Origin of the sequence: Marinobacter sp. F4218 (assembly GCF_019443085.1) — a bacterium.
GTDB classification, from domain to species: Bacteria; Pseudomonadota; Gammaproteobacteria; order Pseudomonadales; family Oleiphilaceae; genus Marinobacter; species Marinobacter albus.
This window is the reverse complement of the sequence record NZ_JAHZIL010000003.1, coordinates 677,468-697,480: the sequence shown is the minus strand read 5'-3', so window position 1 is coordinate 697,480 and position 20,013 is coordinate 677,468. Positions and strand designations below refer to the sequence as shown.

19 protein-coding genes are annotated in these 20,013 nt (G+C 59.3%); 4 read left to right on the top strand and 15 right to left on the bottom strand.

Features of this window, described 5'->3' with window-relative positions:
• Nucleotides 1-107 precede the first annotated feature (107 nt).
• Nucleotides 108-3,737, top strand: coding sequence for a bifunctional proline dehydrogenase/L-glutamate gamma-semialdehyde dehydrogenase PutA (gene putA / locus K0B93_RS07125; RefSeq protein ID WP_219866546.1), 3,630 nt, complete (start codon nucleotides 108-110; stop codon nucleotides 3,735-3,737).
• Nucleotides 3,738-3,751: 14 nt separating this feature from the next.
• Here putA and K0B93_RS07120 read toward each other — a convergent pair whose 3' ends face one another.
• The 10 genes from K0B93_RS07120 to K0B93_RS07075 form a co-directional block, all read right to left on the bottom strand.
• Nucleotides 3,752-4,693 (bottom strand): biotin-dependent carboxyltransferase family protein, encoded by a 942-nt coding sequence (locus K0B93_RS07120; RefSeq protein ID WP_219866545.1) that lies wholly within the window; start codon nucleotides 4,691-4,693, stop codon nucleotides 3,752-3,754.
• Nucleotides 4,683-5,375, bottom strand: coding sequence for a 5-oxoprolinase subunit PxpB (pxpB, locus tag K0B93_RS07115; RefSeq protein WP_219866544.1), 693 nt, complete (start codon nucleotides 5,373-5,375; stop codon nucleotides 4,683-4,685). The genes K0B93_RS07120 and pxpB overlap by 11 nt, the downstream gene beginning before the upstream one ends.
• Nucleotides 5,372-6,106, bottom strand: a complete 735-nt coding sequence (locus tag K0B93_RS07110; protein WP_219866543.1) for a 5-oxoprolinase subunit PxpA — start codon at nucleotides 6,104-6,106, stop codon at nucleotides 5,372-5,374. Before K0B93_RS07110 ends, pxpB begins: the two co-directional genes overlap by 4 nt.
• 31 nt (nucleotides 6,107-6,137) lie before the next feature.
• Complete coding sequence (locus K0B93_RS07105) at nucleotides 6,138-7,445, bottom strand: TRAP transporter large permease (protein ID WP_219866542.1); 1,308 nt, start codon at nucleotides 7,443-7,445, stop codon at nucleotides 6,138-6,140.
• Entirely contained in the window at nucleotides 7,445-7,963 is a 519-nt protein-coding gene (locus K0B93_RS07100) for a TRAP transporter small permease (RefSeq protein WP_219866541.1), read from the bottom strand. The genes K0B93_RS07105 and K0B93_RS07100 overlap by 1 nt, the downstream gene beginning before the upstream one ends.
• Before the next feature lie 69 nt (nucleotides 7,964-8,032).
• The gene (locus K0B93_RS07095; protein WP_219866540.1) at nucleotides 8,033-8,998 is read right to left on the bottom strand and encodes a TRAP transporter substrate-binding protein; all 966 of its coding nucleotides are present in this window, start codon (nucleotides 8,996-8,998) and stop codon (nucleotides 8,033-8,035) included.
• Nucleotides 8,999-9,051: 53 nt separating this feature from the next.
• The gene (locus tag K0B93_RS07090) at nucleotides 9,052-9,867 is read right to left on the bottom strand and encodes a putative hydro-lyase (RefSeq protein WP_219866539.1); all 816 of its coding nucleotides are present in this window, start codon (nucleotides 9,865-9,867) and stop codon (nucleotides 9,052-9,054) included.
• Nucleotides 9,868-9,933: 66 nt separating this feature from the next.
• The gene (locus K0B93_RS07085) at nucleotides 9,934-10,866 is read right to left on the bottom strand and encodes a LysR family transcriptional regulator (RefSeq protein WP_219866538.1); all 933 of its coding nucleotides are present in this window, start codon (nucleotides 10,864-10,866) and stop codon (nucleotides 9,934-9,936) included.
• A 160-nt stretch (nucleotides 10,867-11,026) separates the two neighbouring features.
• The gene (locus tag K0B93_RS07080) at nucleotides 11,027-11,611 is read right to left on the bottom strand and encodes an HD domain-containing protein (protein WP_219866537.1); all 585 of its coding nucleotides are present in this window, start codon (nucleotides 11,609-11,611) and stop codon (nucleotides 11,027-11,029) included.
• Nucleotides 11,612-11,624: 13 nt separating this feature from the next.
• Nucleotides 11,625-12,395, bottom strand: a complete 771-nt coding sequence (locus K0B93_RS07075; protein WP_219866536.1) for a class II aldolase/adducin family protein — start codon at nucleotides 12,393-12,395, stop codon at nucleotides 11,625-11,627.
• Nucleotides 12,396-12,519: 124 nt separating this feature from the next.
• Between K0B93_RS07075 and K0B93_RS07070 the strand changes: the two genes are divergently transcribed.
• Complete coding sequence (locus K0B93_RS07070) at nucleotides 12,520-13,215, top strand: Crp/Fnr family transcriptional regulator (RefSeq protein ID WP_219866535.1); 696 nt, start codon at nucleotides 12,520-12,522, stop codon at nucleotides 13,213-13,215.
• 72 nt (nucleotides 13,216-13,287) lie between these two features.
• Here K0B93_RS07070 and K0B93_RS07065 read toward each other — a convergent pair whose 3' ends face one another.
• Nucleotides 13,288-13,818 (bottom strand): hypothetical protein, encoded by a 531-nt coding sequence (locus K0B93_RS07065; RefSeq protein WP_219866534.1) that lies wholly within the window; start codon nucleotides 13,816-13,818, stop codon nucleotides 13,288-13,290.
• A gap of 224 nt (nucleotides 13,819-14,042) precedes the next feature.
• Here K0B93_RS07065 and K0B93_RS07060 point away from each other — a divergent pair, with 224 nt between their 5' ends.
• Nucleotides 14,043-14,675: a LysE family translocator gene (locus K0B93_RS07060; RefSeq protein WP_219866533.1), complete on the top strand. Its 633-nt coding sequence runs from the start codon at nucleotides 14,043-14,045 to the stop codon at nucleotides 14,673-14,675.
• Between the two features lie 28 nt (nucleotides 14,676-14,703).
• Here the strand turns inward: K0B93_RS07060 and K0B93_RS07055 are convergent, their stop codons facing one another.
• The 4 genes from K0B93_RS07055 to K0B93_RS07040 all read right to left on the bottom strand — a co-directional run bounded on the left by K0B93_RS07055 (nucleotide 14,704) and on the right by K0B93_RS07040 (nucleotide 19,397).
• Nucleotides 14,704-16,716, bottom strand: coding sequence for a CocE/NonD family hydrolase (locus K0B93_RS07055; protein ID WP_219866532.1), 2,013 nt, complete (start codon nucleotides 16,714-16,716; stop codon nucleotides 14,704-14,706).
• Nucleotides 16,713-18,032 carry an ATP-grasp domain-containing protein gene (locus tag K0B93_RS07050; protein ID WP_219866531.1) on the bottom strand — a complete coding sequence of 440 codons (1,320 nt, stop codon included), beginning with the start codon at nucleotides 18,030-18,032 and terminating at the stop codon, nucleotides 16,713-16,715. The genes K0B93_RS07055 and K0B93_RS07050 overlap by 4 nt, the downstream gene beginning before the upstream one ends.
• Before the next feature lie 92 nt (nucleotides 18,033-18,124).
• Nucleotides 18,125-18,835 carry a lytic transglycosylase domain-containing protein gene (locus K0B93_RS07045; RefSeq protein WP_219866530.1) on the bottom strand — a complete coding sequence of 237 codons (711 nt, stop codon included), beginning with the start codon at nucleotides 18,833-18,835 and terminating at the stop codon, nucleotides 18,125-18,127.
• Nucleotides 18,836-18,950: 115 nt separating this feature from the next.
• Nucleotides 18,951-19,397: a YHS domain-containing (seleno)protein gene (locus tag K0B93_RS07040; RefSeq protein ID WP_219866529.1), complete on the bottom strand. Its 447-nt coding sequence runs from the start codon at nucleotides 19,395-19,397 to the stop codon at nucleotides 18,951-18,953.
• Nucleotides 19,398-19,485: 88 nt separating this feature from the next.
• Here K0B93_RS07040 and K0B93_RS07035 point away from each other — a divergent pair, with 88 nt between their 5' ends.
• Nucleotides 19,486-20,013 (top strand): shikimate kinase, encoded by a 528-nt coding sequence (locus K0B93_RS07035; protein ID WP_219866528.1) that lies wholly within the window; start codon nucleotides 19,486-19,488, stop codon nucleotides 20,011-20,013.

The following is a 20,013-nucleotide window of genomic DNA, read 5'->3' as shown; positions in this document are numbered from 1 at the left end:
TGAATCAAAAAAGACTTATCGGCTTGTCTGTATTGTTTTTATAGACAAATAGTCTTTGTTGATCTGGGTAAAATGCCGGAGAGACAAACAACTAAGAGGGTTCAACTATGAGACCGCAGCAATCAGAGACTCCCGCTCTTGTCGACAGCCGGCAGGCCATTCGTGACTATTACCTCGCTGATGAGCACAAGGTCGTTCATGAGATGATTGCTGGTGCTCAGTTGTCCCAGACCGAGCGTGAGGCCATTTCGGCCCGTGCGGCCGACCTGGTGCGGAGTGTCCGCAAGAATGCCAAGCCGACCATCATGGAGAAGTTCCTGGCCGAGTATGGCCTGACCACAAAGGAAGGCGTGGCCCTCATGTGCCTCGCCGAGGCCCTGCTGCGGGTGCCGGACAGCATGACGATCAACGATCTGATCGAAGACAAGATCACCTCTGGTGCCTGGGGTACCCACCTCGGTAAGGCGTCGTCCCAGTTGATTAACACCGCGACCGTCGCCTTGCTGATGACCAGCAACCTGCTGAAGGAATCCGATCGCAACAGTATTGGCGACACCCTGCGGAAGCTGCTCAAGCGTTTCGGTGAGCCGGTCATCCGGACCGTGGCCGGTCAGGCGATGAAAGAAATGGGGCGTCAGTTCGTGTTGGGTCGCGACATCGACGAAGCCCAGGACGAAGCCAGGGAGTACATGGACAAGGGTTACACCTACTCCTACGACATGCTTGGCGAAGCCGCTCGCACCGACGATGATGCCAAGCGCTATTTTGATGCTTACTCTACCGCCATCGACAGCATTGCCAAGGCGTGCAAGGGCGATGTGCGCAAGAACCCGGGCATCTCCGTAAAACTCTCCGCCCTGTTGGCCCGGTACGAATACGGCAACAAGGAGCGGGTGATGAACGAGCTGCTCCCCCGTGCCCGCAAGCTGGTCAAGAAGGCGGCGGCTGCCAACATGGGCTTCAATATCGACGCCGAGGAACAGGACCGGCTGGACCTGTCACTGGATGTGATTGAAGAACTGGTTGCCGATCCTGAGCTGGCCGGCTGGGATGGTTTCGGGGTGGTGGTCCAGGCCTATGGCAAACGCTCGTCCTATGCCCTGGACTGGCTCTACGGCCTGGCCAAGAAACACGACCGTCGTTTCATGGTGCGTCTGGTGAAGGGCGCCTACTGGGACGCGGAAATCAAACGCGCCCAGGTGATGGGCCTCAATGGCTTTCCTGTCTTTACCCGCAAGGCGTGCAGTGATGTGTCCTTTGTTTCCTGCGCGACCAAACTGATCAATATGACGGACCGGATCTACCCGCAGTTCGCCACCCACAACGCCCACTCGGTCTCCAGTATCCTCGAGCTGGCGAAATCCAAGGGCGTGGACAACTACGAGTTCCAGCGTCTGCACGGCATGGGTGAATCCCTGCACAGCGAGGTTCTGAAGGCCAGTGGCGTGCCCTGCCGGATCTACGCTCCGGTCGGTCCGCACAAGGACCTGTTGGCCTATCTGGTTCGCCGTCTGCTTGAGAATGGGGCGAACAGTTCATTCGTGAACCAGATTGTGGACAAGAGCATCACACCGGAGGAGATCGCCAAGGATCCAATCGATTCGGTCAAGGAAATGGGCGACAACATCTCCAGCAAGGCCATTGTGCATCCGTACAAGTTGTTCGGTGACCAGCGCCGTAACTCCAAGGGCTGGGACATCACCGACCCGGTGACCGTGGCAGAAATCGATGCCGGCCGTAACGCCTTCCGCGACCATCGCTGGAAGGGCGGCCCGCTGATCGCCGGCGACGTCGCCGGTACGGAAGTCCAGGTCGTGCGCAACCCGGCTGATCCCGAGGATCTGGTGGGGCACGTGACCCAGGCTTCGGACTCGGATGTGGATACGGCGATCGCGGCTGCACGGGAAGGCTTCAAGAGCTGGTCCACGAAATCAGCGGAGGAGCGTGCAGCGTGCGTTCGCAAGGTAGGCGACCTGTACGAAGAACACGCCTACGAGCTGTTTGCCCTGACCACCCGCGAGGCCGGCAAGTCCCTGTTGGACGCCATCGCCGAGATTCGCGAGGCGGTGGACTTCTCCCAGTACTACGCCAACGAGAGCCTGCGCTACAAGGATGCCGGCGACGCCCGGGGCGTGATGTGTTGTATCTCGCCCTGGAACTTCCCGCTGGCCATCTTTACCGGCCAGATTCTGGCGAATCTGGCAGCGGGCAACACTGTATTGGCCAAGCCGGCCGAACAGACGTCTCTCCTGGCCATTCGGGCCGTCGAGCTGATGTACGAGGCCGGCATTCCGAAAGATGCCATCCAGTTGCTGCCCGGAACGGGTGCGACGGTTGGCGCGGCACTGACCTCCGATTCGCGGGTAACCGGCGTCTGCTTCACCGGCTCCACGGCCACGGCCCAGCGGATCAACAAGGTGATGAGCGAGAACATGGCGCCGGATGCGCCGCTGGTGGCGGAAACGGGCGGCCTGAACGCGATGATTGTGGACTCCACGGCCCTGCCCGAGCAGGTGGTCCGTGATGTGCTGGCGTCGTCTTTCCAGAGTGCGGGCCAGCGCTGTTCGGCCTTGCGCATGCTTTACGTGCAGAAGGACATTGCCGACAACCTGCTGGAGATGCTCTACGGAGCCATGGAAGAGTTGGGTATCGGTGACCCCTGGTTGCTCTCGACCGATGTGGGACCGGTCATCGACGAAACCGCTCGCAAGAAGATTGTCGACCATTGCGATAAGTTTGAGCGCGATGGCAAGCTGCTGAAAAAGCTTCCGATTCCTGACAAGGGCCTGTTTGTTTCGCCGGCTGTTCTGAAGGTGTCCGGCATCGAAGAGATGGAGGAAGAAATTTTCGGGCCGGTGCTGCACGTCGCGACGTTCGAGGCCAAGGACCTCGACAAGGTGGTGGATCAGGTCAATGCCAAAGGCTACGGCCTGACCTTCGGCGTCCACAGCCGGGTTGACCGTCGGGTAGAACGGATCTCGCGTCGGATCAAGGTTGGTAACACCTACGTTAACCGGAACCAGATCGGCGCTATTGTCGGTTCACAACCGTTCGGTGGCGAAGGCCTCTCCGGTACCGGACCGAAAGCGGGCGGTCCGCAGTATGTTCGCCGCTTCATGAAGGGCGAAACCGTTGAGGTCCCGGCCCCTTCCGGTGGCAAGAGGATTGACGCCAGGAAGCTGCAGAGCCTGATTGGCAAACTGGATTCGCTCACGTCACCGAAACCGGACCAGCGCATGTCGGCCCTGACGCCGATCTTTGGTGACGTCCCGGCGCCCCTGGACGCCCACTCCGAGGAGCTGCCAGGGCCGACCGGCGAGCTGAACCGCCTTTCCAACCACGCCCGCGGTGTGGTGCTGTGCCTCGGCCCTGACCGGGTGACAGCGCTGGAACAGGCTGGTACCGCTCTATCACAGGGTAACAAGGTGGTTGTGATTGCGCCGGATGTTGAAGGCAAAGTCGGTGAAGCGGCCAAGGCCGGGCTTCCGATTGTCGGCATCAACGGCCAGCTGGAGCCCGAGGCCCTGGCGACCGCCAACGGTTTCGAAGCCGTGGTCAGTTGTGCCGAGCCGGAGCTGCTGCGTAGCTACCGTCTGGCCCTGGCCAAGCGTGATGGTGCACTGCTGCCGCTGATCACCGAGCACAAGCTCGACCAGCGCTTCGTGATTGAGCGTCACCTGTGTGTCGACACTACCGCGGCGGGCGGCAACGCGAGCCTGATCGCAGCCTCCGAGTAACGGTCAGCCCGGCATCATTTCCCGATGCCGGGTGCTCCGTCTCGGAGCCGGCGGTTGAAGATCATGCGCCGGGCTTCTGCGTCTGCCACATCCACCGGATAAAAGCTGACGGAGGCGCCCGGTCCCCTCTGGGCCAGTTGGCCCGCGCCCAACGCACTCAGTGAGCCGATCTTCGGATAGCCACCAATGGTCTGGCGGTCTTTCATCAATACGATGGGCTGGCCATCCGCGGGAATCTGGATGGCGCCGTAGGCGATGCCTTCGGAAATGATGCCGTCCAGATCGCATTGAATCGCCGCGCCTGCGAGGCGATACCCCATCCGGTCGATATTCTGGCTAACCTCATACTCCCCGGAGAAAAAACGGGTTCGCTCCGAACGCGGGAAGTGCGGGTACTGATAGCCCGGGATTACACCCAGCCGAAGCGGCTTTCGGTAGTCCGGAATTTCACTGTAGGGCACACTGGCCCTGGGTGTTTTCTGCGGGGTTCCCAGCGGAATACGGTCGCCAGTCTGAAGTTTGGAACCCTGCCCATCCAGTCCCCCGAGTTTTTCACGGCTCACCGTGGCGCAGCTGCCCAGTTTGAGTGGCGGTCTTAAACCACCGCTGACGGCCAGGTAGGCGCGCAGTCCGGACACTGGCATGCTGAAGTCTATCCGGTCCCCCTGTTTGATTTCGTAGGTTTGCCAGGGCTGAACGCCCTGGTTGTTGATGCGTGCGCCCAGATCGGCCCCGGTAATCGCGATGCTGGTATCTGAATGGGCGAGCAGGCTCAATCGGCCGAAGGTGATTTCCAGCTGGGCGGCGCTGAGCGGGTTGTTCAGCAGCCGGTTGGCCCAGAGAAACGCGTGTTCGTCCATGGGGCCACCGGTGGTGACGCCAATGTGTTGGTAGCCGAGCCGGCCAATGTCCTGAATCAGCGTCAGCATGCCTGGATTGAGGACTTCAAAGCTCATCAAGCTGGCCTCCGAGGCTAACGAATTCGTCTCGGGCAATGGACCGGAATTTTACCCGGTCACCGATCTGGGCCAGGGCCAGTGACTCGCTGTCCCAATCGATCATCTTGCTGGGGGTGCGCCCGACGATCTGCCAGCCGCCCGGCGTGGCGCTCGGGTAGATGGCGGTTTGGGTCCCGGCGATACCCACGCTGCCGACCGGCACTTTGAGCCGGGGGGTGGATTTGCGCGGTATGGCGATACGCGGGTCGGTGCTGCCGAGAAAGGCAAAACCGGGACTGAAGCCGATGGCGTACACCCGATAGGTCTGCTCACTGTGAATGCGAATGACCTCCTCGACGGACAAGCCAGAGAACTCGCAGACGTCCTCCATATCGAGCGCGACTTCCGGGCCGTAGTACACCGGCAGTTCCAGGGTCTGGGACGAGAGCTCGTCCTTCGCCGCAACCGGTGTTTGCTTCAGGGCCTTTCGCAGGCGGGAGCGAATATCAAATCGATCAATACGCTCAAGGTCGTAACAGACCAGGACCGAGGTGTAGGAGGGCACCAGATCGGTGATGACGTCGGACAGGGTTGCGCGGATGATATCGGTAGCCTGCTTGACCAGTCCTGCCGTTTCATCGCAGATCCGGTCGCCAAAATAGACGATGCAGGTGCTTTCGTTGACCGGCTCGATTCTCATAGCGACTCAACAAGCTGTCGCATATGGCGGGCTGCATCCACCGCATGGTAACTGTCGCCATGAATGCAGATGGTGTCGGCCTGGATCAGGATACGCTTGCCGGACATGGAGGTAACGCAGCCCTCGGTGATGATCTGGGTGACCTGCTGTTCGATGGCTTCGGTGGTGTCATGGACCGCCCCGCGAACCGATCGCTTCACCAGTCGGCCTTCGTCGTTGTAGGCCCGATCGGAGAACGCCTCAAACCACACCTCAATGCCGTATTCCCGGGCGCGATCCCGCACCTGGTCCGCCTCCGGCGTTGCCATCACCACCAGCGGGCAGTGGGGCGCATAGTCCCGGACGGCCGCCATCACCACCGACAGAGTGGTGTGATCCACCATCATCTTGTTGTAGAGCGCGCCATGGGGTTTGACGTATTGGATGGCCGTGCCGCGGGTGCGGCAGATGCCGTCCAGCGCCGCCATCTGGTAGACCAGAATGGCTTTGAGTTCGTCCGGCCGGCACTCCAGTTCGCGCCGGCCAAACCCCAGCAGATCCGGGTAACCCGGATGCGCGCCGATGGTTACGTTTTCGGCGATGGCCATTTTTACCGTATGGTCCATGGTCAGAGGATCCGACGCGTGGAAGCCACAGGCAATGTTGGCCATGTCGATGAAGGGCATAACTTCGGCGTCCATGCCCTTGGTCCAGCTGCCGAAGCTTTCGCCCATGTCACAGTTGAGTTTCATTGGATACCTCCAAATACTTACTGGCCGCGGCCTAGCCCTGACTCATGGTCCTGGGCAGGTAGGTGACGATTTCCGGAAACCAGCCAATCAGGCACAGTGCCGCTATGATTAGCAGGAAGAACGGCAGTGCCGCGCGGGCCACATACAGAATGTCCTTGCCGGTCAGGGCCTGGATTACGAACAGGTTGAAGCCGACCGGTGGGGTGATCTGGGCCATTTCCACAACCAGAACGATAAAGATGCCGAACCAGAGCAGATCGATACCGGCCTGTTGCACCATGGGCATAACCACCGCCACCGTGAGAACAACCACGGAGATGCCATCCAGGAAGCAGCCCAGAAGCACGAACAGGGCGGTCAGGCACACCAGCAGTTCAAAGGAGGACAGCGACATGCTGCCGATCCATTCCGCCAGTTCGCGCGGGATGCCGAGAAAGCCCATGGACAGGGTCAGGAAGTGCGCGCCAACCAGAATCAGACCAATCATGCACGAACTCTTGACCGCACCCAGCAGACTCTCCTTGAAGCTCGAGAGGTTAAGCGAACCGGTGACTGCGGCCAGCAGCAAGGCACCAAAGACGCCCAGTGCGGCGGCCTCGGTTGGGGTGGCATACCCGGTGTAGATGGAACCGAGCACAAACACGATCAGGCCCACAATCGGTAGCAGCATCCGCAAGGCTTTGAGTTTCGCCGTCAGCGAAATGTGCTCCTTCTTGTGCTTCGGCATCTCATTCCTGTTGAGGGTTGCCCAGATCATGGTGTAGCCCATGAACATGGCAACCAGCATAAGACCGGGCAGGGCACCGGCGATGAACAGGCGGCCAATGGAGACTTCGGCCGCCACGCCGTACACAATCAGAATAATCGAAGGTGGAATCAGCAGGCCGAGGGTGCCGGAACCGGCGAGGGTGCCCACGGCCATGCGGTCGCTGTAACCCTGGGCCTTCAGCTCCGGCAGGGTCATCCGGCCGATGGTGGCTGCCGTGGCCGCAGATGAGCCGGATACGGCGGCAAAGATCCCGCAGCTGAGAATGTTTACGTGCAGCAGTTTGCCGGGCAGGCCGCCCATCCAGGGCGACAGACCCTTGAACAAATCTTCGGAGAGCCGGGTCCGGAACAGAATCTCACCCATCCAGATAAACATGGGCAGTGCGGTGAGTGACCAGCCGGTACTGGCACCCCAGCTTGAGGTCGCAAACAGCAGACCGATCTGGTCGTTGCCGGAAAGCAGCAAGCCGAGAACGCCAATGCCAACCAGGGTCAGGGATACCCAGACTCCAAGCGTGAGCATCAGGAGCATGGAGACTGCCAGAACGATGGAAAGAAACGTCGTATCCATCAGATCTCCTCCAGGTTGATGTCGTTCTCATGCTGCTGATAGGACGGCGTCTGCTTTCTCAGAACCGCAATCAGGTCGTCCAGCATCGCAACGGCCAGGGCCGTCATGCCCAGCCCCACGGGAATCTGCGGAATCCAGATCGGGATGGGGATGTAGCCGTGGGAGACTTCCTCAAAAATGTAGGACTCATACACCATATGCCAGCAGTAGAACGTCATGTAGCAGGCAAGCCCGAAGCCGAAGATAAGAACGACCAGTTCCTGGATATACCGCGCCCGAGGAGGCCACTTCTGAATGACCAGCGAGACCCGAATATGCCCGCCCTCGTGAAAGGTGTAGGCGAGTCCGAAAAAGGTGGAGGCGGCGAGTGCATACCCTGACACGTTTTCCGCAGACGGAATGATAAAGCCGAAAATTCTGCCAACGATCTGCATCAGGATGACCACCATGATCAGGGCAATGCAGAAGCCAGCCGCGTAGCCGGATGCCAGATAAAACTTGTCGCGAAGAGAACTCATTAAGAATGCCTCCCAAGGCTGAACTGCCCCCCGGGGTTTCCGGGGGGAGAACGTCTTGTGAATGGAGCGTTAACGGTAGGCCTTAAGAATGGTGCCAACTTCTTGAGGAGCCTCTGCTTCCCACTCCTGGATCATGATGTCGCCGATCTTCTGGAGTTCGCTCATCAGTTCCTCGGACGGCTCGGACACGGTGATGCCGTGTTCCGCCAGGGTGGCCGTGTCCTCGGCAGCGGTTACACGAACCCCTTCCCAGCCCTTGGCCTCGGCAGCTGCGGCGGCGTCAAGGATGACCTGGCGCTGTTCGTCGCTCAGTCGGCGAAACGCGCGCTTGTTAGCTACCACGACGTTTTTCGGAATCCAGGCCTTGATGTCGGTGTAATGGGACAGATAGTCCCAGGCCTGGCCATTCGCGCCAGTGGAGGGCGACGTGATCATGGCGTCGATGATGCCGGTGCTGAAAGCCTGCGGGATTTCCGGCACCTGCACGGTAGTCGGCGTGGTGTTCATCAGGTCGGCAAGGCGTGAGGTCGATGGGCTGTAGGCACGCATCTTCAGGCCTTCGAGATCGCTGAGGGAGTTGACCGGAGCCTTGGTATACAGGCTCTGGGCCGGCCAGGGCACGGAATACAGCAACACCATCCCTTCCTTGTCGAGTTGCTTCTCGACTTCCGGTCTGGCGGCTTCCCAGAGTCTCTTGGCATCGTCGAAGTTGGTCGCCAGGAACGGGATATTGTCGTGCTTGAAGACCGGATGGGTGTTGCCCATGATGCCGATGAAGATCTCACCCAGCTGGACCTGACCGGTTCGGACGGCGCGCGGGATTTCCGGATGCTTGACCAGTGACGCCCCGGAATGGACCGTCACGTCGATGTCACCATCGGTGCCGGTCTTTATGTCTTCGGCAAACTGGTAGGCAATCTTGGTGGGCAGGTTGGCATCGCCATAGGGTGTTGGCATATGCCATTGATCAGCGTTGACCGCTGAGGTGAAGAGTGCCCCTGTCAGTAGGGCACCGGTGGCAATTTGCTTGAACATTGTGTTTCTCCCGTGCTTTCGTTTTTGTTGCTTAGGTTGTCAACAGGCGGCTGTCAGAGCACCGCCAACTCTTCGTTCAGCCGCTCGGTGAGCAGCATTTTCCCCGGAACGTGAGTAATCGCGATTGGGGGGCGAGCATTCTCCAGGGCAATTTGTGGGGTGACTCCGCACGCCCAGAACAGTGGCAGTTCGTCGCTTCTGATGGTGACCGGATCGCCAAAATCCGGCGCGTTGAGGTCACCAATTCCGATCAATGACGGATCGCCTATGTGAACGGGGGCGCCGTGGGCCTTGGGCAGCCGCGTGGTGACCTGAATCGCCCGGATGGCGTCGGCACCACTGAACGGTCGCATCGAGACCACCATGTTGCCGCGGAATCGACCCGCTGGTCGGGTCGCAATGTTCGAGCGGTACATGGACACGTTGCTGCGCTGTTCGACATTTCGGATCGACAGGCCGGCGCGGATCAGCGCGTCCTCGAAGGAAAACGAGCAACCCAGTACAAACGTGACAAAGTCGCCCTGCCACAGATCCCGGATGTCGCTGGCGGTTTCGGTCCGCTCACCACTGCGAAAGACCTGGTATTCCGGGATGTCCGTGCGGATATCCAGGTCATGACCGAGTTCCGGCAAAGCCGGATTGCCCGGTTCGGATACGCCAATCAGGGGCAGGGCAACCGGGTTGTTCTGGCAATACATGAGGAAATCCGCCGCCCAGTCGGCCGGCAGAATGACAACATTGCCCTGGACCAGGCTGTGCGCCATACCGCTGGTTGTGCCGGTGTGCTCTCCGGAACGGATGCGTGCTCGCAGCGGGGCGGCCTGATCAAGCAGGCCATTCTTGAATTCCGAATATTCACCAGTGTGCATGACGGGAACCCCTGATTGTGTTTGTTTTGCACTTGTATTAGAGAGTATTCCGTCCACTGAAAATGTCTAATTATGGTTTTTTACGTCCTGCGATAAGTTTTCGTGATCACCTTGTTGGGCGTAGTCCCGTGAAATACCCACCGCCAGGTTGGCGGCCAGTTCCGCTACCGGGTTGAAGGGCACCGCCGGATAGGAGGCGGTAAACTCCAGTTGGGACGGGGTCCAGGCTGCCTCCAGTTGCACCAGTCGACCACTTTTCAGGCCATCGGAAATCACGCTCATCGGGAGGGCGGATACACCAATTCCGTCCAACGCCAGTCGACGGCAGGCCGCCAGTGAACTGGAAGAATAGAAGCGGGCCGGAAGATCGTCGAGTTCGCTGAACTTCTGGCTAATTTCTGCGAAAGGCTTGGTGTTCCTGGCGTAGGTGATGATTGGCCACTGGGCAAGCTCTTCCAGTTTTAGCACCCGATCAGGCAGGTCCAGCTCCGGGCTGGCCACCCAGATCAGGGGGAAACTGCACAAATCCCGGTTTTCCACCCTGGGCTCGGATACCGGGCCCATCAGAAAGGCCAGGTCGAGGCTTCGGTCCATCAGACCGGTCCGAAGGTTGCCGGTAACGTCGACCGTGATTTCCACATCCAGGTTGGGCACGGTTTCATGCAGGACCCGGAAAAAATGCGGCAGCCATGAGTGCACTATGGTCTCGGACACGCCCAGGCGCAGAATGCCCGACAACAAGGCGACCCGGTCTGCGCGCTTGCGCAACTGCTCGGACATGAAAACGATCTTTTCGGCGTAGGGCAGGAGCTCCTGACCCTTGGTGGTGAGCATGGTCCGGCCGGATTCCCGTTCAAACAGTTTGACCCCCAGCTCTTCTTCCAGGGCGGCAATTCGGGTGGAAATTGCTGGCTGTGTGGTGCACTGGCGCTCGGCAGCCTTTCGGAAGCTGCCCAGTGTGGCGACCCAGATAAAGGTTTCCAGTCGTTTAAAATTCATCGGTTCTCTGTGTGCTGTGAAGGGATGACAAAGGTTTGACCCTCCAGTCAGCTGGACCGGGTCTGACTAAAGCATAGCGCAGTAAGTGACGGGGGGAATCATGGCGGCCGCACAGGGGCGGCCGCGGGGGGAAAGGCCGGCCATGGGCCGGCCCGCGAAATCAGACGGCGTCTTTGTACAGGGAACGCACCGGCTTGGCGAACACCTGTCGAACCATGGGTTCAAAGTAGGATAGCGGCAGGGTTTCGCCCTCCGGATCAAACGCGGGCGAGTCGTATTTGCTGACAAACTCGATGGTGCGCATGAAGTGTGGGTGGTCCTTGTAGTTGTTCCGCAAGTTGCGGTCCATGCCCAGGTAATGGAAGAAGTAGTAGCCCTGGAAGATCGCGTGGTGCTTGATCATCCAGTGGTTTGCCTCGCTGACGAACGGCTCCAGGAGCACGGCAGCGACGTCGGCATGGTTGTAGGAGCCAAGCGTGTCTCCGATGTCGTGCAGGAGCGCGCAGACCACGTACTCGTCGTCCTTGCCGTCACGGTGGGCCAGTGTCGCTGTTTGCAGGCAGTGCGTCAGCCGGTCCACCGGAAAGCCGCCAAAGTCACCTTCCAGCAACATCAGGTGATCCATTATCCGGTCCGGCAGCCCCTTGGCGAAGTTGCCAAAGGAGCGGGCGATGGTCTGCCAGTCTTCGGCGGTGCCGTCTTTCATGTGGGTAAAGCTGGCCTTGGGCACAGTCACATCGTTCATCGGTCAGGCTCCTTCAGTCACGGAATCCGGGGTCAACACGGTCGAGCTTTCGCAGCAGGCCCGGCCACGCGAGTTTGCCGCCCATGCCCCGGGTCACCTGTTCAGCCTGCTGCCGGATGGTATCCACAATGCCGCCGGGAATCGGCGTCGTTTCGCGGTTACCGGACAGGGCCTGGATCTGGACTTCGCAGGCGCGCTGGAGGATGTACATGCCCAGGAAAGCATCGGCGATGCTGCCGCCGGTGGTGAGCAGGCCGTGGTTGCGCAGGATCATGAAGTTGTTGCTGCCCAGGTCATTCTGCAGCCTGGCTTTTTCGTCCTCCCGCAGGGCCACGCCTTCGTAATCGTGGTAGGCCAGGTTGGACAGCGGGAACAGACTCTGTTGGGACAGAGGCAGCAACCCGTCTTTCTGGGCCGAGACCGCGACGCCGGCGGTGGTGTGTGTATGCATCACGCAGGCTGCGTCCTCGCGTACCGCGTGAATGGCGCTGTGAATCGTGAAGCCGGCCGGGTTGATGTCGAAATCCTCGGGGTTGATCTTGTTGCCCTCCTGGTCAATCCGCACCAGACTTGAGGCCGTGATTTCCTCGAACATCATGCCGTACGGATTGATCAGGAAGTGGTGTTCATCCCCGGGTATGCGGGCGGAGATGTGGGTGAAAATCAGGTCATCCCAGCCATAGAGCGCAATCAGCCGGTAGGCCGCGGCCAGATCGACACGGAGTTGCCACTCCTCGGCACTGACTTCGTCCTTTTTGGACGGAATTGCAATACGTTCAGACATCGTGATTCTCGCTCATCTTGTTGGCTTGTTGTTGGTGCGTTCCTGACTTCAGTGTAGGCAGTTGAGCGAGCACAAGACTGTCAAATCATTTACATTTGGGGTTTGTTGTTACAGGTAACCGGGTATGTCTGATCTGAAAACGGTACTGCAGGCCTGCCCCTTGCTGGCGGGATTGCCTGACGCCGGGTTTGCGGAAGCGGAAGCCCTGGCGCGCTGGCGTCACTTCCGGGCGGGGGAGCCGATCTACGACAAGGGTTCGATGCAGTCGTCCCTGTGTGTGATTGCTGACGGAACCGTGCGCATCAGTTCGGTCAACTCGGAGGGTCGGGAAGCCACCCTGATCATCTTCGGCACGGCCGCCTGGTTTGGCGACACGGTGTTTTCCCCGGGCACACCACGGGTCTACGGTGCTACCGCGCACGACGACACAACCATCGTGGAAATGCCGGGTGAGGGCTTCCGCCAGTTGTTGGCGCGTTACCCCGAAGCCTATCCGGTAGCCCTGGATCTGGTCAGCCGTCGCCTGTGGTCGGCCATGTCGATTATCGCCGATGATGCATTGCGTGGCATTGAAGCCCGTATCGGCCGACGGTTGCTGTTCCTGGCGCAGATCCAGGGCCACGGCGAGACCCACGCCCGGCCGGTGACTTTCCGGCTTACCCGGGAACACATCGCCAACATGATGGGGATGACGCGGCAGGGTGTGCATCGGGTGATCAAGGCGTTCGAAAAGGAAGGCTTGCTGAAACTGGATTACGGCCGTATCACGGTGACTGACCCTGCGACCTTGCAGGCGTACCTCGACCACTTGCCTGACTGACGCCAGCGACGGGGTGGGGCTCACTTTCGTCGTTCCGGGCGAGCGAGCCCCTGCCTTGCCCAGTTCCGGCAGTTACTCGGCTCTCGCCGGAATCATGATGTGGGCATAGTCGGTTCCCTTCCACATGACGTAAGGCCCGCCGTTATGTGGATCGGTTGACATGGAATCCAGGGTTTTCGGGTCGGGGACAATCACCATGAGATGTGGACCTTCCTTGACCCACTGGTTGTCCTCGGTTTCGCCCTCGGCATAGGGATCAATGTTGCTTGCCCCTTCATCACCGGCCAGCATGTATGCGATGCCGAGCGAGGAGGTGGTGAAAGGCTGCTTGTTCATCCAGGCGCCTGCCCACTCTTGCCAGGGACCGTCAAGACACATTGGAGCGGTGCCTTGCAGGGTTGGCGGAGTCGGGAAACAGACGTAATTACTGCTGCCTTCCTGAAGCACATTGTTTTCCCAGTCCATGACAGTGACCTTGTCCCGAAGCCCGGGAGGGGCTGCACTCAGGGCGTCATCGAGCAGTTGGCTGCTCTCCTCTGATAAAGTCTGGCCCGCTGGGATTGTCAGAACCAGAGCGGCCAACAGGGTCGTAGCTGTTTTCATGTGTCTGATCCTCAGTGTGTATTGAAACCGGATACTGCTTTAAGCAATTATGGGTGGTTATTGCTGGCGCATTGGACCAATGCATTCTTAACCGGGAAGTCAGAGCGCAGAACGATATAAGTGCGTTCTCTACAGGGCCGATTTCGGAGTGTGCTGCTGGTTCTGCTATTGTTGCTCGCGCCATCGCATCCTGAAAAAATTATCGACTGTGTGAGTACGCCGCCTTGTTGTCATTGAACTGGTCCCTGTTGTCGGTCTTCATCCCCACCTTTTTCGTGGTGTCCATTACCCCCGGTATGTGCATGACACTGGCGCTCTCCATGGGTATCACCATTGGTGTGCGCCGGGCGCTCTGGATGATGGCTGGCGAGCTGGTGGGCGTTGCGGTTGTGGCGTCGGCCGCTGCTGTCGGTGTCGCAACCTTCATGCTCAAGTACCCGACGGCGTTTGCGGTCTTCAAGTACGCCGGCGGCGCCTATCTGGTGTGGCTGGGCATTCAGATGTGGTTGTCCCGGGGGAAAATGGCCATGCCGGAGAGCGAGGACTTGGAAACCGTGCAGGCCTCCCGTGGCCAGCTCGCCATGCAGGGATTCGTTACCGCGATTGCCAATCCCAAGGGCTGGGCATTTTTTGTTGCCCTGTTACCCCCGTTTATCGACAGCCAGTTGCCGATGGCTCCCCAGTTGTCGGCGCTCATCCTGATTATCCTGTCGCTGGAGTTTTTGTGCCTGCAGCTGTACGCCCATGGTGGCCGCGGTTTGCGCAAGCTGCTGCGTCAGGGCGGTGGCGTGCGCACCGTTAACCGTGTCGCGGGCAGCCTGATGATGCTGGTGGGCGCCTGGCTGGCCCTCGGCTGAGGCCGTCGCCCCTCCCAACCCTTGATGGCTATACCAGGTTGCGTCGGATAACACGGTTCCAGTTCCTGGAGTAGATCCGGCGTTCGCCTTCGTAGGCATCCAGTTCCGCATCCAGATAAAAGTTTCTCTGGTCGCAGGTCAGCAACGTCCGGGTGACCGTTTTGATGCGCCAGTCGCCGCGCCGGTAGCTCCTCGTCGTCAGGGTTTCCCCTCTGGCCGAGCCAAAATCGTCGGCTTGATAGCTGTACCACTCGCTTACGCAGTGCTCGATCGTCAGATCGACATCCTCCAGGTAGTACCGACCGTTGTCATTGATGACTTCCAGTGTCGAGTTATCCCGGTCGAGTTCCCGGATGACCCGCCAGTCGTGATGCCCCTTCCTGAGTTGACGTTTTTTTCCGCTGGCGGTCATTTCGGCGTCCGGAAAGCAAATGCTCTCGCGCCTTGGGGGCCTGGCGGGCAAAGTCAGGCGGCAGCCCGCGGTATGTATTTTCAGCCGGGTTGATTCCGGAGGTGGCCAGGCGAGAGGGAAGTAGGAGGTTGAAATGGCGACACGAATCCGGTTCCCGCGCGGGAATTTCTGGGCGATGCCGTTCAATTGCACGCGGACGGTGTAGTGTTCATCGGACTTCAGGGCGGACGGCTTGGCATGGCTGTTCCGATGCGTCAGGTTCAACAGGCCATAGCTTACCCTGGTCGACTTGTTGTCAGGGCGCACATCGGATAGACGCACAGCAACCATGGCGACAGGCTGTGATGACGAGAGTTCCAGATCCACCACTGGAGCGCCAAGGATTTCCAGCGGGTCTTCAAGCGGTTCGGTAGTGAAGATCAAGGCTCCCCCATCTTCTTCCCTCTGGTCATGGGGCAGGTCGGGCGTATTGCTGTAAGAGCACCATTTGCCGGCGAACAACCCGTTGCTCAGGGGCGATTGCAACGCCAGTTCGGCGTTGGGTGCTGTTGCGGTGGCTTCGATCAGCCGGTAGGGCGCAAATTTGTAGGTGCGTTCCCGCGGGTCGGAGGGAGGCCAGGCGTCTTCGCTGATCCACCGCCCGTAGCGCTGATGGTAGGACGTTGAGGGGGACATGCTGTCCAGCATCCAGGCTCGCAGCATCGGTTCGTCCATGATGCCGGTTTCTTTGCCTTTCAGCCACGTGTCCCACCAGCGCAGGGATTCCTGCAGAAACCCGATCGCCGGTCCCGGTACCCCGATGTGCGGGTATTTGTGGCTCCAGGGGCCGATCAAGCCCATGCGCTTCCCGGGCAGGTTTTCCAACAGCCGGAACACAGCATTGGAGTACCCATCCGCCCAGCCACTGACCGCCATCACAGGTACTTCAATCCGCGAGAAATCCTCGCAAATGGACCCGTGGCGCCAGTAGTCGTCCCGATGCTGGTGATGCAACCAGGTTTCGAGCCACAATCCGCTGTGTTCGAGCCGCTGGAACCACATCTCGCGCCAGCGGTCGCCCACGATTTCCGGGTCGGGGGGCAGGGAGTTGTAAGCAAACATGGTGGAGGCCCAGGACAGATTGTCACCGAGCAGGCAGCCACCCATGTAATGAACATCGTCGGCGTACCGGTCATCCGTTGAGCAGACGCTGATCACGGCCTTGAGCTGGGGAGGCTGCAGGGATGCGATTTGCAGGCCGTTGAAGCCGCCCCAGGAGATGCCAATCATGCCGATCCGGCCATTACACCAGGGTTGGCTGGCAAGCCACTCCATAATCGATACGCCGTCATCCAGTTCCTGTTGGAGATACTCATCCTTCAGTACGCCTTCAGAGTCACCGCTCCCCCGGATGTCGACCCGAATGCAGGCGTAGCCATGGCCGGCAAAGTAGGGGTGCATCTGGTCATCGCGCAGGCGTGAGCCATCCCTTTTCCGATAGGGGATGTATTCGAGAATTGCAGGCACCGGATTCGTACTCGCGCTCGCCGGCAACCACAATCGAGCAGCCAGTCGCACACCGTCGGGCATGGGGATCCACTCGTTTTCAATGTGCTGGACCGTTTCGGGGAGATCCTGGACGATGTTCATGGGTTGTACCCTCTTCCGGAGTGCAGGTCCTCAAGCTCTATGCCCGTTGCGTTGGTTACGTCACGGTATTTCTGCAACAGCTCCTTCTGGCTATCGGCTCCCATATAGATGATGGCAATCTCGTAGCTATAGCTGTCCTGATCTTTCAGATCAGACAGTGCCATTCCGGGTTTGATGTGCAGCTGTATGTCGGCATCGAGGAAGCGCTCTTGGAGTGCTGCTATCTGGTCTGCGGAGGGCACCTTTTTTACCCGGGCATTGCCATAGACACGCCACATGAATTTTGCAGCAACGCGAAAACTGCCCTTCCGGTGAGGGAAGTCAGGTTTTCTACCAAGGGCGGTTTCGACCATCACTTTGTGATGGGACGCGCCGTCCACCTTTAGAAAAAGGGGGCAATGAGACTTTGAGATCCGAGTATTTATTTCCAGCAACCAGATCCGGTCGCTGTTTTGATTCCAGTAGTACTCGATGTTGAAGGGGCCGTTATCGAAATCAATATGGCTGAGGAATTGTTCCGTGACGGAAATCATCCGATTCTGAACCCGGTGGGGGATGGAAGACGGATATTGGTACCGTGAGAAGCTTGAGTGGTGCTTACCCTCCCGAATGGAGTCCACGTTGCCATAGACTGTCATTTCGCCGGCATGGACGTATCCCTCAAGTGTGCACTGTCGCCCCTCGGATATCATGCTCTCGACGATGCAGTGATTGCCGTCAACGGGGGCAATGTCCTCTGGCAGGTTGGCGAATTGCAGGAGGTAGTTGAACGGTTGTGAGAATCGGGCGATGCCCCTGCGGGTCTGTGCAATGGCATGATCGAGGTCGGCATCGTTGTGAACGTTGAAGCCGAGGTAGGAAGAGGCTGCCTTGACCGGCTTGATCCAGAAAGGGTAGGGAATAGAGATCTGTTGGCGGTAATCCTCTGAAAACGGATCGACGACGCAGAAATCGGGAATATGGTCGGGTACAACACGGGCCTGCTCCAACCGGCTCCAGTACTTGTGTTCACATTTCAGGACCGACTCGAAACTGGGTGACGGCAGGCCAAAAGGGGCGCGCAGCAGAGGAAGCAGCGTGCTCACGGGGAAATCCCAATAGCCGACGATGGCGTCAACGGTGCCAGGAAAGGCGTTCAGGCGCGCCAAGGCTCCTTCATACAGTGCCTTTACCGGAAACTCATCGCCGCCCTTCACTTCACCGTAACTGAACAGAGAATGGAGTTCGTACTGGCCAGCAGTATCCAGCGCCCTGATCAGGGAAAGATTAAAGTCGTCCGAACCAAAAACGAAAATGTTCTTTCGTGAGGATTCCATGACATCGCCAACGGGTCGACGTGTGTTTATATGTCATAGACGCGGGGACGGTCAGGTGTCAATCGAAATTGGCAGGAACTCCGGCGATGGGCTCAGCGCGCCGCGTAGCGCTCATGAAGGATGCCGACCCGATGCACGTAGGCCTTGGTCTCGGCGTAGGGTGGAATGCCGTTGTAGCGGGATACGGCTCCCGGGCCCGCGTTGTAGGCGGCGGTGGCCAGCCGGATATCGCCATTGAATTGCTTCAGCATTTTCGCCAGGTAATTCACCCCGCCGCGGATGTTTTCGGCGGCGATCAGCGCGTTCTCGACCCCCAGTTCGCTCGCAGTGCCCGGCATCAACTGCATCAGCCCCTGTGCCCCCACCGGTGACAGCGCTTTTTCATTGAAGGCGGACTCGGCGTGGATAACCGCGCGCACCAGGGCAGGATCGACCCCGAACTCCCGCGCAGCGGTCTTGATTTCGTTGCTATAGGGCCGGGTGAACAGGGGGGTCTTGCGCCAGTCGACGTTGGAGTCCGGGTCACAGGCGTAGCAGTGGAAGCGGATGACCTCGAAGTCTGCTGAGGCGGGCCGGATACTGCTGTAGGCAACCACGCCGCTGTCATCCTTGTAGCGATAGACCGTATCGTTGCCGCTGGACGCCCGCGGCTGGGCCTCCCCGACGTTCGTGAACTCGACGGTACCGTCCGGATGCACGATGCGTTTGACGCCGTCTGCCTGTACCGTTGAGGCAGCGAGAATCAGGGTCGCAAGTGCGAGCATGACGAGGGGAAGGGCAGCGTTTGTCTGGCCTGATCTCATTCGGTGTCCGTGCAGTTCCGGTCGGTCGATGGTCAGAGATCGGTCTCCAATCCCTGCTGGCCCGATTATACGGCTTTAACCCGGCTATGGAACCGCACGAATTGTCTGAAAACTGTTACTTTTCGAGTACTGCCGGCCAGTTCTCATTGGCAAGTCGAATGAAGTTCTCGGTGTCTTTCAGCCAGCGATCCTGGATTTCCTGGTTGTAGTTCAGGTAGAGCCTGCCGTCCCGTACCGTCCAGTGTTCAGGATCCCCCTTGGCAAGGTAGCCCTGGCTGACCGCCCAGGCGCAGTAACCGCCATAGGCCGGGACGTACTCCTCGGGATTGGCGTCGAACCTGGCTTTGTTGTCGGCGCTGGCAAACCGCCAGGTCACACCCAGATACTCCGAGGTGAGACTGGACGAGCCTTTGACCGGTTTTCCCGGGTCAAAATAGCTCACCACGTCATAGCCGCCGGCCCCGGTGTTGGACAGCAGGCCCGTGTAAACCGGGTCTTCTGCAGCGACTGAATGCGCTGAGAAAACGATCAGAACGAGTGACAGTGCAACGGCTCGAAACATGGTGAAATCCTCCCGGGAGTCATTATAGACTTCAGACAGTTCCGGTCTGCGGTTGTTACAGCCAGCCCTGTCATTTTTTGGAGTTCCGATGCCCAAGCTTGATCCTGCCAAGAACCTCATCCTGATAGGTATGCCGGGCAGCGGCAAGAGTACCGTTGGCGTTCTGTTGGCCAAGCGCCTGGGCATGGGCTTTGTCGATACCGACCTGCTGATCCAGGAAAAGGCCGGGCGCACTCTTCAGGAAATCGTCGACCAGGATGGTTACCGGGCGCTTCGGCACATCGAGGAACAGGTGCTGCTGGACCTGAATGTGCAACACCAGATCATCAGCACAGGTGGCAGTGCGGTCTACAGTGCCAGGGCCATGCATCACCTCAAGGCGAATGGCACAGTGGTGTTTCTGGATATTCCCCTGGCTCTGGTTATCGAACGCATCGGTGACCACAGCGCCCGGGGCATTTCACGGCGGCCGGACCAGTCCCTTGACGAGCTGTTTGAAGAGCGTTATCAACTCTATTGCCAGTACGCTGACCTGACGGTGACCGGTGAGGGCCGGAATCAGGACGAGGTCTGTGAGGCGGTCGTTCGGGGGCTCTGTTCAGATTCGGTTCGGTAG